The organism is Paraburkholderia phenoliruptrix, assembly GCF_902859825.1.
Classification (GTDB): Bacteria; Pseudomonadota; Gammaproteobacteria; order Burkholderiales; family Burkholderiaceae; genus Paraburkholderia; species Paraburkholderia phenoliruptrix.
In genome coordinates, this window is record NZ_CADIKB010000036.1 from 14421 (window position 1) to 30415 (window position 15995).

Genomic DNA, 15995 nt, shown 5'->3' on the forward strand with positions numbered 1-15995 from the left:
GCCCCGGCTATTCGCTTTGGAGGCGCCGCTGCGCCGTCGCCGTGAGGCGTTCGAACGCGAGCGTGCTCGCGGCGAGCGCGACCATCTCCGGATAGTGCTCGCGGGCGATGTCGGTGAGCACCTGGCCTGGCGGCGCCTCGATCGCGACGCGCACGCCCATTTCCTGCATCACGGTGAGCGCGTCGAACCAACGCACGGTGTAGCGCATGTTGGTCGCGAGGTCGTCGCGAATCGCATCGGCTGTATACAGCGGCCGGCCGCCGCGATTGCCGATATACACGCCGTGTGGCGCACGAAACGGAATGGAACGCGCGTAGACGGTGAGTTCATCGCTCGCGTGCGCGAGCAGTTCGCAATGCGAAGGAACGCTGACCGCGAGGCGCGTCGCCTTGCGTGCACCGGCCGCGAGTGCTCGGTCGATAAAACTGTCGAGCGCCGCGTCTGCGCCCGCCACCACGATCTGGCGCGGCGCGTTGACATTGCCGATATACACGGGCGGCTCGCCTTCCTCGATACGCCGCGCGGCCAGCGTGGCGACCTCGTGCTCCGTCAGGCCGGAGACCGCCGCAAGCCCGTAGCCCGATGGATACGCGCCCTCCATTAGTTCGGCGCGGCGGCGAACCATCTTCAGCGCATCGTCGAAGGCGAGGGCGCCGCAGCTTACCGCTGCCGGGTACGCGCCTACCGACAAACCGGCGCTCATGTCCGGCGCGAGTCCTTCCTCCGCCAGCGCACGGGCGATGGCTACGCCTGCAATCGTCAGACCGCATTGCACGGCAACCGTCGAGCGCAATGCATCGGCGGTGTCGAGTGCGAGCGCATCCGTGCCGAGCACTTGCGACGCCTCGTCCAACGTGGCCCGCACGGCGGAATGCGTCGGCAGCCTATGCAGAAAGCCTTCGGTTTGAGCGCCCTGGCCGGGGAAGAGCAACGCGAGCATCAGCTAGCCGTGCGATGAGTGGCGGACCAGGGGTCCGCAAGCAGTCGTGGACCGCTTGCATGACGCGCCATCACGCGTGTCTTGCCTGACGCCCACTCGGCGAGCGCAACGCCGCCTGCCGGCGTTTCCAGCTGCGCGTCGATGCGAGTGCCGGTTTCGCGCGCAAGCGCTTGCAGATGGGTCAGCAAGTCCGCAGCGCAGTCACGCGATAACTGTTGTGGTGTCCGAATCAGCAGGTCAAGATCACTGGATGGCGTCACGGCGGCTGTTCGTGTGGCCAGCTCAAACCCGGCGCTGCCGGCGGGGCCCCATACCATCGTGTTCAATATGCTGCCTGCGTCGCGCTGCAACGCGGCGAGCGCAGCGAAGGCGGGCAACCCGGCACGCCCGGTGGGTGGCGCGCTGCACACCAGCGCTTCGGGCGAAACGACTTCCGCAACATCCGTCGATGCCGCCCATGTGCCGTACCGTTGCGAGCGCCCCGTGCCGCGCACACCGATTGCGACGATGCCCTCGGCGACGAGCGCACGCCGCACGACGGCATAGGGCGCGCGCTCGAACGCGTCGCGAACCCACGCCGGGTCGCCGTCGAATGCAGCGAGGCGCCGCAGCCGCAGCAAATCATGCGCGCGCCAGCGTTCGTCGCAGGACACGGCCAGCTCGCTTGCAAACGGCGGTGCGGCGCAGACGGGCATCACACGGCATCCCATTGTTCGGCGAGACGCCGCCGCACTTCGATGGACGCCGCGCGGTTCTTCTGCGCGGCCGCCGATTCGAGCCGGCGCGCGAGCTTGCGGCTGCCCTCACGCGCACTCGCGATCTGCTCGCACAACACCTGCTGCACGCGCGCGATTTGCGTCGCGTCGGGCGCGTCGGCGTCGATCCCTTCGATCAGTTGGTCGAGCAGCCCGAGCTTCGCAAACGAGGCCATCGAGTAAGACATCGGCACGATGGTCTCGCCGAGCGCGTCGAGCGCCTCGACCGTGCGGCGCGTGACGCGCGCGGCGGCTTCCTTGCCCATCGCGTGCACCATCGTGCCTGGCGCATCGAGCGCGACGATGCGGTTGGCCTGATAGCCGTGCGCGAGGAACGCACCGGACATCGCGGGGCCGACAATCAACGCGATGACCGGATGTCCCGCGTCGCGCGCCGACGCATACGCGTCGACCGCCGCGGCGCACGCGAGATGAATGCCGAGCATTTCCTCGCGATAACCGTACGCCTGGCTCTTCACATCGACAATGGCGACGATCGGACGACGTGTGGCGCTTCCCGCATCGTCCACGATGGCCTCGCGCACGGCACGCGCGAGCTGCCAGCCCTGCTCGAGCCCGACCACGTTGTCGGTCGCGCGCGGAAAGCGGTTGCCGGGATCGGGCACGACCGTGATGAAGCGTGCGCGCTCGCCGCCGAGCGGCGCGTCGGCGCTCCAAACGGGGGCCGCGCCGCGGGATTCGCCCGCGAGCGCATGAAACCAGCGCGCGCCGCGGCTCAGTGGAATGTCGCTCATGCTTGCTCCTTACGCGGCTGAGAGTGGGCAGCTTGTGCTGAATAGACTTCGCGCATGCTCTCGGGCGTGACGTTTGCCGGATCGATCCGCGCGAGCCGCTGCAAAAACGTGTCGACCTGTTCGCTGCGATGCGCGGGCGGCACACCTTGCGCGAATGCGGCATGCACGGCGGCGCGCACCGCCTCCGCGTCATCGTCCACGAGCCGGTCCGCAAGCGAGCTCGCCACGCGCTGTTCGCCGCCGATCAGTTGCCACACGCGGCGCCGGTCGCTGGCGTCCAGTTCGTCGATGCCCGCTTCCTGCTCGATCACCTCCGGCCCGTTCATGCCGAGCCGGCCCTGCTTCGTCACAACAAGGTACGAACAGAGCGCGGCCGCCAGCGACATGCCGCCGAAGCAGCCCACCATGCCCGCGATCACACCGACCACCGGCACATGTCGACGCAGTGCGACGATGGCCGCCTGAATCTCCGCGATCACCGCGAGACCCAGGTTGGCTTCCTGGAGCCGCACCCCGCCGGTTTCGAGCAGCACGACGGGGCGCACGATCTTGCCGCGCTCGCAATCGCGCAAGGCCATTTCCAGCGCGGCGGCGATCTTGCTGCCCGACACTTCGCCGATGCTGCCGCCCTGGAACGCCGATTCGATGGCCGCGACCACGGCGGGTTCTCCGGCGATGGTGCCGCGCGCGATCACGCAGCCGTCGTCCGCCTGGCACACCACGCCTTGCAACGGCAGCCACGGCGACTCGATCCGGTCGAACGGTCCGAGCAATTCGCGGAAGGTGCCCGCGTCCAGCAGCGAGCGGGCGCGCTCTCGCGCCGGCAACTCGATGAAGCTCTCGCGCAGCAGCGGCGCAGCGTGCGGTGTGGCGAGCGTGCTCATGCGTCGTCTCCCTGCTCGGCGGCTTCCACTGCTTCGGCGAGCCGCAACGCGACGACGCCAGGCGTCGCGCCGAAGTCGTTGATCTCGATCTGCGCAGCGCCGTCGTAGCGCGTGAAAAAGCGGTCCAGCACGCTTTTCCAGATGTGGCTGTAGCCGTCCACGCTCGTGCGCACCACCACGTGCGCCGTCAACGTGTCGGCGCTGACGGCGGGCGAAAGCAGCACTTCCAGATCGCCCGAACCCACCACGCCGACGTGCGCGCGGGTCGTAACGGCGCGTTGCGCCGGATAGTCGAAGGTCAGATGTTCCATGTGGCTGAACTCCCGCCGGCGCCGCGACGCGCCAGCATGTCGAGGAAAAGGGTGGCGGCGAGCAGATCGGCTGCGCCGCCGGGCGATGCGTTGAGTGACAGCAGTTCGTGCTCGAGCGCGGCAAGCGCTGCTTGGCCCGCTCGCGACGAACTGCCGCCGGCCTGCAGCACGCGCCACGCGCCGTGCTGACCGGCATGCAAGCCGGCCAGACCCGCGCGATGCAGCAGGCAGGTGTCGTCGAGCGAGGTCATGATCGCGAGCAGGGCGTCGACGCGCGCGGCGTCTTCGGCAATGCCGCGCGCGCGCGCCGCGAGCAATGCGGGCAAGCCGGTCGCAATCACATGCGGGAAACCTTCTTGCGCTTCGCGGCGCGCACCGCCCACGTGATAGCGCTGCCGCACGCGTTCGCCGTGACTGTGGGTGACCGCGGCAAAGCGGTCCGGGAAGCAGGCAATGTGCGCTGCGCGCCGACAGATCGACGCGGCGTCGAGTTGCAGCGCGGTCTCGGCCAAGGACGCACCCGCGACCAGCAGTCCGACGATCCAGATGGCGCCGCGGTGCGCGTTGCTGCCGCCCGTCGCGCGCAGCATCTCCTGTTCGCCGGCGCGGCCGATCTGCGCGAGCTCGGTACGCAACAGCGCTGACGGTTCGCCGCGTCGGCGGCCCGTGCGCGCGAGGGCCGCGAAGGTCGGCTCGAGCGAACGCGCGGAACGCCGCATGATCGACAGATCCAGGTCGCAATGCGCGCCGCTGCCGCGCTGGTCGACGAGCGCGGGCTTGGGCGTGAGCTCCGCTTCCTCGATCAGCGCGGTGACGGCGTAGCCGGCAAGCTCCGCGTCGGTCGGCAGATGGTGCGGGCGGGGTGCGATGCAAGTGGGCGCGGACGCGGCATGGTCGTCTGCCGCGCACGCCGCTTCATCGCGCTCCAGCAGGGCGGCGGCGTTCATCACCAGCTCCTGAAGCGTGCCGGCGGCGCATACAGACCGCCTGACCACGTGACCAGATCGTCAATGCTGCGTGCCGCGAGCAGCGAACGCTTCGCTTCGCCGCGTCGAATGCCGAGATCTTCCGGATACGCGACGATGCCGCGTCGGCGCAGCTCCGCCGTCTTCTCCGGCTTCGCGCGCAGCCCGATCGGCGTGACGCCGGCCACGGCCGCAATCGCCGCGCGCCGCTCGTCGACGCCCTCGGCCTTGTGCAGATGCGCAATGCCTTCCTCCGTCACGACGTGACTCACGTCGTCGCCGTAGATCATGACGGGCGCAATCGGCATGCCGCTTTTGGCGCCGACCGCGACCGCGTCGAGTTCGTCGACGAAAGTCGGCTCGCCGCCTTTCTTGTACGTCTCCGCCAGTTGCACGACCAACTTCTGGCCGCGCGAGACCGGCCCCTGGTCTTTGAGCAGCTTGAGCCATGCCTCGCTCGAATGACGCCGGCCACGCGGATCGTGCCCCATGTTCGGTGCACCGCCGAAGCCCGCGAGGCGGCCGCGGGTTACCGTCGACGAATTCGCGTCCGCGTCGATCTGCAGCGTCGAGCCGATGAAAAGGTCGACGCCATATTGCCCGGCCAGTTGGCACAGCACGCGGTTCGAGCGCAGCGTGCCGTCGTTGCCGGTGAAGAACACGTCGGGGCGCGCCTCGATATACGCTTCCATGCCGACTTCGCTGCCGAAGCAATGGATGCTGTCGACCCAGCCGGATTCGATCGCCGGAATCATCGTGGGATGCGGGTTGAGCGTCCAGTTCCGGCAGATCTTGCCTTTGAGACCGAGCGACTCGCCGTAGGTGGGCAGCAGCAATTCGATCGCCGCCGTGTCGAAGCCGATACCATGGTTCAGCGAACTCACGCCATACGGCTCGTAAATGCCGCGTATCACCATCATCGCGGTCAGCACCTGCAGGTCGCCGATATGGCGCGGATCGCGTGTGAACAGCGGCTCAACGGCAAAGGGCCGGTCGGCCTGCACGACAACGTCGACCCACGAGCCGGGAATGTCGACGCGCGGCAATTCGTCGACGATTTCGTTGACCTGCACGATCACGATGCCATGACGGAACGCGGCCGCCTCGGCGATGGTCGGCGTGTCCTCGGTATTCGGACCCGTGTAGAGATTGCCGTGGCGGTCGGCCTTTTCCGCGCAGAGCAGCGCGACGTGCGGCGTCAGGTCCACGAACATGCGCGCGTACAGCTCGACATAGGTATAAATCGCGCCGATCTCCAGTTGCCCGTCTTCAAGCAGTTGCGCAACGCGCAGGCTCTGGGGCCCGGCAAACGCAAAGTCCACCTTGTGCGCGATGCCTCGCTCGAACAGCGTCAGATGTTCAGGACGACTGATGCTCGAGATGAGCAGATGCACGTCGTGGAGCTTTTGCGGATCGACCTTGGCGAGCGAGCGCGACAGGAAATCGGCCTGCTTCTGGTTGTCGCCTTCGAGCGCGACGCGGTCGCCGGGCCGGATCAGCGTTTCGAGCGCATCGACGATGCGCGCCGACGGCAGCACGCCGTCTTCGAGCCATGGCGCGATGGCGGCCAGGCGGCGCATTTTTTCGTCACGGCGCGTGGTCCACGAACGTGCGGCGGATGTTTCGGCGGGTGCGTTCATCGGCTCATCAACTCCCGGTGGTGGTGCGCGGGGGGCGGCCGCGCGGCTTGGGTCGGTTCGCGAGCGCGGCTTCCGCCTGCGCGCGTTCGGTCAGGAAACGGTGCAGCAACTCGCCCGTGCCGAGCAGATGCCCGGCGACGAGCGCCTGAGCCGTCGGCACGTCGCCGCGTCGCACGGCGTCGAGCAGTTCGGTGTGCTCATCATCGGACTCGCCCTTGTACGACGGCAGGCCGAACTTCAGGCGCAGGTAACGTTCGCCGCGGCGATGCAACACGCGAATCAGGTCTTCGAGCTGGGGACGCGCGGCCGGTGCATACAGGCTCATGTGAAACGCGGCATTGCGCGCGACGTACAGTGACGGGTCGGGTTCGCGTTCGGCCGCATCGCAGAGCGCCGCGCATTCGCGCAGCGTGGCAGGCGTGTGTCTGGGAATGGCGAGGCCGATGGCAAGGCTCTCGAGCGCCGACCGAATCTCATAGATCTCGCGCGCTTCATCCGCCGATAAGGGCGCCACCGTCGCGCCCTTGTGCACGGCGACTTTTGCCCAGCCTTCGGTTTCCAGGAGGCGCAGCGCCTCGCGCACCGGAATCGCGCTGACCGAGAAATGGCGCGCGATCGCGTCCTGGCGCAGCGGCGCGCCGGGCGCGAGCGTGCCGTCGATGATCGCCTCGCGCAGCGCCTCGGCGATGACGCGCGATGTGCTTTCTCGCGGCGCCGCAGCGGGCAGGAGCGGGGCGCGCGAAGGCGTATCGACGGCGGAGGGATGGGACGTTGCATCGTTCATAGTTAGAATATTATATATAAAACGACGCGATTTATACGCGGGCAAACCCGAAAAACGCGGGCACTTCGTGAAGGGGACGGTGCGCGACCGCGAGCTATCGCACAGCCCAGCCCAGCCCAGCCCAGCCCGCGGCTTACTCGGCGTGGCGTCGTGCGCGCCCGCGCGGCATCAGCAGCGAAAGAAGCGGCCAGCCGAGATTGACGCCGAGGCTCGCCGTCACGATCAATGCCATGCCGGCCAGTTGCGGCAGTGAAAGCGCGCGACCGTACACGATGGCATCCACGGCAATGGCGGTGAGCGGGTAGACGAACAGCAGCACCGCAATGACGGGCGTGGTCAGCTTGGGCAACGCCCCGTAGATGAGCACATACGAAAGCCCGGTGTGCAGCACGCCCATGCCGACAATCCAGAACCACTGCATCGGCTCGATATGCGCGGTGCTGAACGGCGCCACCAGCGGCGCGATGAACGGCAGGCAGACCACGCCGACCGCGCATTGCATGAGCGTGAGCAGATGCGGGCGTAAATCGCCGAGTCCCTTGGCGATCAAAGTGACGCTCGCGTAGAGCACGGAGCCGGCGAGGGCTTCGCCGACGCCGATCAGATAGCTCGTGTGGCCCTGCAGATTGGCTGTAGCGGCCACGCCCGAGGCGAGCACGAGCCCGACGAAGGCCGTCGCAATCCAGCCGAGCCGGTCCGCGCCGAGCCGCTCGTGGAAAAGAGCGGCGCCCATCAGCACGACCCAGAACGGCTGCACATGAAACACCACGGTCGCCACCGCGATGCTCGTGCGGTGGATGGCATCGAAAAAACCGACCCATTGCGTGACCATCAGCACGCCGGAGACGAGCGCAAGCGCGAGCGTGCGTCGCGTGAAATGCGCCCGCGTGAAGAAGCCTTTCCATGCGCAATACGCAGCGAGCGACAGGAAGCCGAAAAGACAGCGGAAAAACACGAGCGTCAACGCGCCGAGCCGCGCTTCCTCGACGAACATGCCGAGCGTACCCATTAGCAGCCCGCCGGCCGCCAATGTGATGGCGCCTTGTTGACGTTGCGTGAGGGACATGCCGGGCGTCTCCTTGAGTGAGTGAGCGAAGAACTGCACCCAGTATTGCGCCGGTTGCCGTGCGTGCACAAACGAATTAAATTTAGAAATTCCATCAGCGGAATTGATAAATCATGCACCCCGAATTCGACGTGGATTTGCTGCGCACTTTCGTTGCGGTCGTGGACACGGGCAGCTTCACGAAGGCATCGGCGAGCGTGCATCGCTCGCAGGCGGCCGTCAGCATGCAGATAAAACGGCTCGAAAGCATGCTCGGCACCACGCTCTTCGCGCGCAATACGCGCAATCTTTCGCTGACGCGGCCGGGCAACACGCTGCTCGAATACGCGAGGCGCGTGCTCGCATTGCATGAAGAGGCCTGGTCGGCGATCGTGCGGCCCGAGGTCACGGGGCGCGTGGTGCTCGGCGCTCCGGACGACTATGTGTCGTCGCTCCTGTCACCGGTGTTGCGGCGCTTTTCGAATCTCTATCCTCACGTGGAAATCGAAATCGTCTGTGCGCAAAGCACGTCGCTCGCGCCCATGCTCGCGGACAACAAGATCGATCTCGCGTTTGTCACGCGCGACCGCAAGATGCGCGGCGAATTCGTGCGCAGTGAGCCGATGGTCTGGGTGGGCGCTTCTGTCGATACGCCGGTGCTCGCGGCGTCGCCGTTGCCGGTCGGCTTGTACGAGCCCGGTTGCGTGGCGCGTCAGCATACGCTCGCCGCGCTCGACGGTGCCCGCATTCGCTATCGCGCGGCGTTCAGCAGCGCGAGCCTGATGGGCCTCGTGGCCACGGTGGATGCCGGGTTGTCGGTGGTTGCGCTCACGCGTTGCAGCGTGCCGTCGCGGCTGGCCATTCTCGGCGAGGCGCAGGGCTTGCCGGCCATCGAGCCGCTCGAAATCGTGGTGGCGCGCAGCGCGAAGTCGGACCGGCCCACCTGCGATTACCTGGCTGCCCAGATGGTCCAGGACCTATCGGTGCGGGCCCAGCCGCGCGGATCCGTGGCGGTGGCTTCGTGACAGCGGCTTCTTGACGGCTCGCGCCGCTCGCGCGTGCGGTGGCCCCGCGAGCGGCATCAGAACGCGATATTCGTTCTTAGGCCGACCACGAACGTGTTGCGCAGCGGCTTCGTCGGATCGTTGGGATTTTGGCCGGCGCCCGCATTGAACGTGTATTGCGCGTCGGCTTGCAGCATCCACCAGGGAGCGATCTGATACTGGTACGTCGCCTCGAGCGCCGTTTCACTGGTGCGAACGCCGTACGGGCCGCCGCTCATTGCCAGGTTATCCTGATCGATTCCGCGCGCGTGGCTGCCGACCTTGATATAGCTCAGAGCAAGACCGGCGCTGTCATTGTCGCGGCCGGCGAACGGCGCTTTCAACACGACGCCGAGATTGGCCGCGAGGCTCACCAGGTTGCGGTCGCCGGGCGCGCCCATCACCCGCGCGAATACGCCGAGGCTGCGCGCCTCGCCGGGGTTCGGGCGCCAGATCATCTGGTCGGCCACCGCGTAGAAGCTGTAGTCACCGCGATGGTTCGCCGCCACGCCCGTCGACGCGGGGCTCGCGAGCGACACACCGTTGCCGTCGTAGCGCGGATCTGCGAAGCGGCCGTTGTTGTACCAGATGCCGATCTTGTACGCGCCCGGCAGGCCAACCCGGGCCGGCCCTTGCGTCGCGCCTTCACTGCTGTCGGCAGGTTGATTGATTGCATACTGCAGCTCGCCGATGAAAAGCGTGCCGTTATGCAGATTGAAGTTGGTGCCGCTGCGGTTGTTCGGATTGTTGCCGAGCGGATCGCCGTCGAACACGCCCGCGAGTGCCGTCAACGAAGGCGTGATCTGTCCGCGCACGCGCACGCCGAGCGCCGACAGCGGATACGCGGGGCCGCCCGAGGGCATGTCGTACGAAGGCAGCGCGGGCCAGCCGAACATCGTGTTGAGGAAAAGCGCGGAGTAGGTGCTGGAGATGAACTCCTGATCGATACTCTGCTGACCGATCTTCACGTCGATGCGTTTGTTCAGGAACGACTGCTGATACCACAGCTCCCAAAGACGCGTCGCGTCGTCCGCTTCGATCCCGCTTGCGGTGTTCAACGTGCCCAGTTTGTCGCTGCTGAGATTGCGCCCATGAATCTGCAGGGCGCTGACGTTGAACTGGCCGCCCGGCAAGCCGAATGCCTTGTCCGTATCCAGTTGCACCGTCGCGGTGGTCAGGCCGTCGTATGCGACGCCGCGCGCAAGGCCGCCGCGCAGGTTGCCAAGCAGTTCGCTCGTTTCGGTCAGCGCGAATGTCACGCCATACTGGCCGAGCCATGGACGCAGACCGCCCATGTCGCCGAAGAGCTGCTCGCGGCCCCACAAGCCCGCTTCACTCGCCGATGTCCTGTTCGCATCGGCGTCGTTCGCCGGCTTGCCGTCGGCGGCCGAACCGGCGCCGGTCTGCGCCATGGCTGCGCCGTACAGCGAAGCCCATGCGAGCGCGGTATATAGCGCCGTGCGGCGCAGCGACAGCAGGCGCGCGTGCCGGGCGGTCCTGCCGCTCTGCGACGTGAGGCCGCGACCGGCAGGCAACGGCGCGACGCGTCGAATGGATCGGACGAGCTTCATGAAAAGCCTTTCAAGTTGTTATCGACTGCCCGGGCATTTCGCGCCGTTAAATGGCTGTTTAACGGGCGGGCAAGCGGATAGGCGGGGATGGGTTCGCGAGGAACTGCGGAATGCGCGTGATCGTACCCACGCGGCTTGTGGGCGTCAACGGAAGTGGACCGACACCGCGCGCATCGCGTTGCAAGCTGACAAATTCGTGTTTTTGCGCGAACGCCTGGCGATACGGCTTGTCGAAATCGCACGAGTTTTAGCAGCCCCTTACAAGGAGTTACATCATGAAAAAGCGCGCCCTCCTCATTTCGTTGCTGGCCAGTGCCGGCGCTGTTGCGGGGTTCGCAAGCGGCACCGCGAACGCACAACTGAATCTCAAGCAGTTCGGCATTGGCGGCGGCGATAGTGCGGCAGAGGCGAGCGGCGCGGCGTCGCCCGGCGGACTGTCGCAACTGCTGCAAACCTACGTGGGCGCAAATCAGCAGGTGCTGAGCGGACAGTCGACGCTTGCCTCGGCGATGGGTCTGAGCAGCGCCGCCGGCCAGGCGCAACAGGCGGCCGGCCTGCTCGCCGGTGGCGGCACGCCATCCGTGAGTCAGTTGACACAGGTAGGCAGCACACAGCAGTCGCTGTCGCAAACGTTGACGCAGGCCTTCGCGAGCCGCGCGGGCGGTGGCGCGCAAACGCCGGTGAACAAGCAGGCGTTCAGCGAGGGCCTCTCGTCGCTCGCCAAGGGAGTGAGCCAGTATTCGAGCATGCAGTCGGGGCTCGGCAGTATCGGGCAGATGAATCCTTCGTCGCTGCTGCAGGCCGGCATGAATCCGCAGACCATGCAAAGCGCGTCGTATATCGCGCAGTCGGCGCCGGGGCAGTTGCAGTCGCTCATGTCCACCCTCAGTTCCGCGGTACAGTTTGCATCGAGCCACGGTATCAGCGTGCCGTCTATTGCCAAGTCGGCACTCGGCGGCGCGCAGTAACGCAGTAACGCAGTAAGACGGCGAAATTCATAACAATGGACCATTCCGATGTCACATACGTTAAATCTGGACAACTACTTCAGGCGCATTGGCTACACGGGACCGCGCGCGCCGACGCTCGAGGTGCTGCAGACCATTCATCGCCTGCACCCACGCGCCATTCCGTTTGAAAACCTGAGCCCGCTCGCGCGCCGGGCCGTGAAGCTCGACCTCGAATCCGTCGAAACAAAACTCGTCGTCGATCGTCGCGGCGGCTACTGCTTCGAGCACAACACGCTGCTCGCCCACGTGCTCATGGAACTGGGCTTCCAGGTCACGCCGCTGCTCGGCCGCGTGCTGTGGGGCCGCGATCATAGCGCCGTCACGCCCCGCACACACCTGGCTTTGCGTATTGATCTGGATAACGAAGCATGGATCGCCGACGTGGGTTTCGGCAGCGTCACGCTGACCTCGCCGCTGCGCCTGTCTCCCGGTCTTGCGCAACGCACGGATCTCGGCACTTTCCGGCTCGCGGACGCCTCGCACAACGCGGTTTACCTCGAAGTGCAGGGACGTGATGAAAGGTGGTCGCCTGTCTATCGTCTCGACTTGCAGCCGGTCGAATGGATCGATAACGAAACCTCGAACTGGTACACGTCCACGTCGCCGGATGTGATTTTCGCAAGCAATCTGATCGTGTGCCGCGTGTTGGCCGAGGCGCGGCTCACGCTGCTCAACGACCAGTTGAGCGAACGCGCGGCGAATGGCAGCCTGCTTTGCGAAGCGCGCCTCGCCAACGCGGAGGAGCTCGCGGCCTGTCTGCGCGATCGCTTCGGTCTGGATACCGGCGACATCGACGTTGCGGAGATATTCAACCGCGTGCGCACTCAGGCGGATCCGGCCTGACCTGCAACGGCCATGGTCGCGCGCCTCGTCGTGCAAACGGTGCTGTGGCTCGCGAGCATGGGCGTGCTGCTGTTCGGCGCGGCCGGCACGCTCGCGTGGCCGGCCGCCTGGTGGTATCTGATCGAGCTCGGCGCGCTGAGCCTGTGGATCGGCCTGTGGCTCGCACGGCGCGATCCTGGCTTGCTCGCCGAGCGTCTCGCGCCGTTCGTGCAGAAGCAGCAAAGCCGTTGGGACCGGTTCTTCATGGCGGCCGTGGCATGCGTCTGGTGCGGCTGGCTCGTCGTCATGGGGCTCGATGCGATGCGCTTTCGCGCTCCCGCACCGCTGCCGGTGGCCCTCGTAAGCCTCGGCTCGCTTTGCGTGCTCGTCTCTATCGTCATGTGCCGCTTCGTGTTTGCGGCCAATAGCTATGCGGCGCCGGTCGTCAAGATTCAGGCGAGCCGCGGCCATAAGGTGATCGACAGCGGTCTCTACGCCTACGTGCGTCATCCGATGTATTCGGCGGCGCTGCTGTTCTTCGTCGGGACGCCTCTGCTGCTGGGTTCGCGGTGGGGCCTCGCGTTCGTTCCGGTCATGGTGCTCGGGCTCGGCTGGCGCGCAGTGCGCGAAGAACGGCTGCTTGCCGAACAGCTCGACGGCTATACGGGTTACATGGCGCGTGTGCGCTATCGCTTCATTCCTCTCATCTGGTAGACGCGCCGGGCCGCCTGCACCCGAGCGGCGCATGCGTGAACCTGTCTAGACAAAATGCACCGCGCCGAAGCATCGCGCCGACGTACGCGGTGCTTCGCCAGCGTTCGGAAACTTCCCTGAAAGCCTTGTCCTGCCGCGATCCCTAGGGGCTTACCCGATGATTGGCGCAATTTTGCACGAATCTGCTTGCGACGGCTTTTTGACTCATGCAGACTTGTCTATACAAATTAAGCGGCGATTAAACATTCGGCTCGACGGTTTCCTCAATCAAGGAGTTTCGACGTGAAAGTGAAACGCACCACGGCAGCAAAAGCATTGATCGGCGCCATGCTCGGCGCGGCGGCAATCCTCGCAGCGCCGGCGCAAGCAAAGGAATGGAAGACGGTGACCATCGCGCTGGAAGGCGGCTATGCACCGTGGAACCTGACCTTGCCCGGCGGCAAGCTCGGCGGCTTTGAACCCGAACTGGTCGCGAATCTGTGCGAGCGCATCAAGCTGCAATGCAATCTGGTTGCGCAAGACTGGGACGGCATGATCCCGGGGCTGCAAGCCGGCAAGTTCGACGTGCTGATGGACGCCATCTCGATCACGCCGGAGCGCGAGAAGATCATCGCGTTTTCGAAGCCGTATGCCGCCACGCCGGCCACGTTTGCCGTCGCCGACGCGAAGGTGCTGCCGAAGGCCGCACCCGGCGCCGCCGTCGTCAAGCTCTCCGGCGACCCGAAAGCCGATCAGCCGACTGTCGACGCGCTGCGCAAGCAGCTGAAGGGCAAGACCATCGGCATTCAGTCCGGCACCGTCTATACGAAGTTTATCAACGACGGCTTCAAGGACATCGCCACCATCCGCGTCTACAAGACCTCGCCGGAGCGCGATCTCGATCTGGCGAACGGCCGCATCGACGCGTCGTTCGACGACGTGACGTACTACGCAGCGAACGTCGACAAGAAGGAAACCTCGTCGATCATCATGGCCGGTCCGAAGATCGGCGGCCCGATCTGGGGCCCGGGCGAAGGCCTCGCATTCCGCAAACAGGACGCCGATCTGAAGGCGAAATTCGACACCGCGATCAGCGCGGCGCTCGCCGACGGCACCGTCAAGAAGCTGTCCGCCAAGTGGTTCAAGACCGACGTCACGCCCTGACTTACGCGGCGTTGGAGTCACGCTGCACGTGCGGGCGCGAGCTTGCGTGTGCAGCTGTTTCATCGGCCGTCATGAATGAGAGGTAGGCAATGGCTCTGATACAGGTGCTCGGCTTCGGGCCGGAAGGCTGGGGCGGCGTGTTGCTGCTCGCGGCGTTGATGACCGTCGCGCTCACGCTCGCCGCGCTCGCGGTCGGCGCGGGGTTCGGCGCGCTGGTCGCGGCGGCCAAACTGTCGCGCCTGCGCGCGTTGCGGGTGGTCGGCGACATCTACACGACGGTGTTTCGCGGCGTGCCCGAACTGCTCGTCATCTACCTGTTCTACTTCGGCGGCTCGACGCTCGTCACCACGGTCGGCCAGTGGTTTGGCGCCGAGGGCTTTGTCGGCGTGCCGCCGTTCGTTATCGGGGCGCTCGCCGTGGGCATGATTTCCGGCGCGTATCAGGCCGAGGTGTATCGCTCGGCGGTGCTCGCGGTGTCGCGCGGCGAACTGGAAGCGGCCCGTTCCATCGGCATGCCGACCCTCACGATGGCGCGCCGCATCCTGATTCCGCAAGTGCTGCGCTTCGCGTTGCCGGGCATCGGCAATGTCTGGCAGCTGAGCCTGAAAGATTCCGCGCTGATCTCGGTCACGGGTCTGGCGGAGTTGCTGCGCACGAGCCAGGTGGCGGCGGGCTCCACGCATCAGTACTTCACGTTCTTCGTGGTGGGCGGCGCGCTGTATCTGCTGATGACGAGCATCTCGAACCGGGTCTTCAACCACGCCGAGGCGCGCGTGGGCCGGTCTTTCAAGCGCAACTTCGCGCGCAACTGACGGCGACGGCATTATGAATTTCGACTTCGACTTTCTGCTCGACACGGTGAAGCAACTGCTCGCCGCCGTGCCGACCACGCTTGGGCTTTTCTTCTGCTCGCTGATTCTCGGCGGACTGTTGTCGCTCGTCATCGTCACGATGCGGGTGTCGCCGCACTGGCTGCCGAATCGCTTTGCACGCGCTTATATCCTCGTATTTCGCGGCTCGCCGCTGCTGATCCAGATGTTCCTCGTGTACTACGGCATGGGCCAGTTCGGCCTGATTCGCGAGAGCTTCCTCTGGCCGGTGCTGCGCGAACCGTACCTGTGCGCGGTGTTGTCGCTTGCGCTGTGCACGGCCGGCTACACCGCGGAAATCATTCGCGGCGGTTTGATGGCCGTGCCTGTCGGGCAGATCGAGGCAGGCTATTCGATCGGCCTCTCGGGCTTCGCGCTGCTGCGCCGCGTGATCGGCCCGATTGCGCTGCGCCAGTGCTTGCCGGCGTATTCGACGGAAGCGGTGCTGCTCGTCAAATCCACCGCGCTCGCGAGTCTCGTCACCGTGTGGGAAGTGACCGGCGTCGCGCAGCAGATCATTCAGCAAACCTATCGCACGACGGAAGTTTTCATCTGCGCCGCGCTGATCTATCTGTTCCTGAACTTCGTGATCGTGCGCGCGCTCGGCCTGCTGGAGGCGCGCCTGTCGCGGCATCTGCGCGCGGCGCCGCGGCCGGCCGCGCCAAGCCGCCCGGTGTCCGCCACCACTGAAGCACGCCGTGCCGCGCCCTGAGCGCCGGCCATTCCGGATGAACCTGGAGAATT

General features: G+C 66.1%; 17 protein-coding genes. 7 read left to right on the forward strand and 10 right to left on the reverse strand.

All coding sequences use genetic code 11. From position 1 onward, the window contains the following. Positions 1-7: 7 nt before the first annotated feature. The 9 genes from mdcH to HV711_RS26320 form a co-directional block, all read right to left on the reverse strand. Complete coding sequence (mdcH, locus tag HV711_RS26280) at positions 8-940, reverse strand: malonate decarboxylase subunit epsilon (protein ID WP_035480836.1); 933 nt, start codon at positions 938-940, stop codon at positions 8-10. Then, positions 940-1635, reverse strand: a complete 696-nt coding sequence (locus tag HV711_RS26285) for a malonate decarboxylase holo-ACP synthase (protein ID WP_035480891.1) — start codon at positions 1633-1635, stop codon at positions 940-942. Before HV711_RS26285 ends, mdcH begins: the two co-directional genes overlap by 1 nt. After that, positions 1635-2450 carry a biotin-independent malonate decarboxylase subunit gamma gene (gene mdcE / locus HV711_RS26290; protein WP_013592014.1) on the reverse strand — a complete coding sequence of 272 codons (816 nt, stop codon included), beginning with the start codon at positions 2448-2450 and terminating at the stop codon, positions 1635-1637. Before mdcE ends, HV711_RS26285 begins: the two co-directional genes overlap by 1 nt. After that, positions 2447-3334, reverse strand: a complete 888-nt coding sequence (locus HV711_RS26295; RefSeq protein ID WP_035480839.1) for a biotin-independent malonate decarboxylase subunit beta — start codon at positions 3332-3334, stop codon at positions 2447-2449. Before HV711_RS26295 ends, mdcE begins: the two co-directional genes overlap by 4 nt. Beyond that, on the reverse strand, positions 3331-3645 hold the full coding sequence (locus HV711_RS26300) for a malonate decarboxylase subunit delta (RefSeq protein WP_028361322.1): 315 nt from the start codon (positions 3643-3645) through the stop codon (positions 3331-3333). Before HV711_RS26300 ends, HV711_RS26295 begins: the two co-directional genes overlap by 4 nt. Further along, a complete protein-coding gene (locus HV711_RS26305) occupies positions 3633-4592 on the reverse strand; it encodes a triphosphoribosyl-dephospho-CoA synthase (protein WP_035480842.1) in 960 nt (319 codons plus the stop codon). The genes HV711_RS26300 and HV711_RS26305 overlap by 13 nt, the downstream gene beginning before the upstream one ends. Then, positions 4592-6250: a malonate decarboxylase subunit alpha gene (gene mdcA, locus HV711_RS26310; protein ID WP_013592018.1), complete on the reverse strand. Its 1659-nt coding sequence runs from the start codon at positions 6248-6250 to the stop codon at positions 4592-4594. The genes HV711_RS26305 and mdcA overlap by 1 nt, the downstream gene beginning before the upstream one ends. 7 nt (positions 6251-6257) lie before the next feature. Next, the gene (locus HV711_RS26315) at positions 6258-7034 is read right to left on the reverse strand and encodes a GntR family transcriptional regulator (protein ID WP_035480844.1); all 777 of its coding nucleotides are present in this window, start codon (positions 7032-7034) and stop codon (positions 6258-6260) included. 133 nt (positions 7035-7167) lie between these two features. Continuing rightward, the gene (locus HV711_RS26320; RefSeq protein WP_028361324.1) at positions 7168-8100 is read right to left on the reverse strand and encodes a DMT family transporter; all 933 of its coding nucleotides are present in this window, start codon (positions 8098-8100) and stop codon (positions 7168-7170) included. Positions 8101-8213: 113 nt separating this feature from the next. Here HV711_RS26320 and HV711_RS26325 point away from each other — a divergent pair, with 113 nt between their 5' ends. After that, on the forward strand, positions 8214-9104 hold the full coding sequence (locus HV711_RS26325) for a LysR family transcriptional regulator (RefSeq protein ID WP_035480847.1): 891 nt from the start codon (positions 8214-8216) through the stop codon (positions 9102-9104). Between the two features lie 56 nt (positions 9105-9160). On the opposite strand, the gene HV711_RS26330 is transcribed toward HV711_RS26325, so the two are convergent. Next, on the reverse strand, positions 9161-10693 hold the full coding sequence (locus tag HV711_RS26330; RefSeq protein WP_035480851.1) for a carbohydrate porin: 1533 nt from the start codon (positions 10691-10693) through the stop codon (positions 9161-9163). Positions 10694-10968: 275 nt separating this feature from the next. On the opposite strand from HV711_RS26330, the gene HV711_RS26335 reads away from it, so the two are divergent. From HV711_RS26335 to HV711_RS26360, 6 genes are all read left to right on the forward strand, one after another. Next, complete coding sequence (locus HV711_RS26335; protein ID WP_035480854.1) at positions 10969-11661, forward strand: hypothetical protein; 693 nt, start codon at positions 10969-10971, stop codon at positions 11659-11661. A 48-nt stretch (positions 11662-11709) separates the two neighbouring features. Beyond that, positions 11710-12546, forward strand: coding sequence for an arylamine N-acetyltransferase family protein (locus tag HV711_RS26340; RefSeq protein ID WP_035480857.1), 837 nt, complete (start codon positions 11710-11712; stop codon positions 12544-12546). A gap of 12 nt (positions 12547-12558) precedes the next feature. After that, positions 12559-13239, forward strand: a complete 681-nt coding sequence (locus HV711_RS26345; RefSeq protein ID WP_013592025.1) for a methyltransferase family protein — start codon at positions 12559-12561, stop codon at positions 13237-13239. Positions 13240-13521: 282 nt separating this feature from the next. Beyond that, positions 13522-14382 (forward strand): transporter substrate-binding domain-containing protein, encoded by an 861-nt coding sequence (locus HV711_RS26350; protein ID WP_013592026.1) that lies wholly within the window; start codon positions 13522-13524, stop codon positions 14380-14382. A gap of 89 nt (positions 14383-14471) precedes the next feature. After that, complete coding sequence (locus HV711_RS26355; RefSeq protein ID WP_035480860.1) at positions 14472-15194, forward strand: ABC transporter permease; 723 nt, start codon at positions 14472-14474, stop codon at positions 15192-15194. Between the two features lie 13 nt (positions 15195-15207). Continuing rightward, positions 15208-15963, forward strand: a complete 756-nt coding sequence (locus HV711_RS26360; protein WP_028361331.1) for an ABC transporter permease — start codon at positions 15208-15210, stop codon at positions 15961-15963. Positions 15964-15995 lie beyond the last annotated feature (32 nt).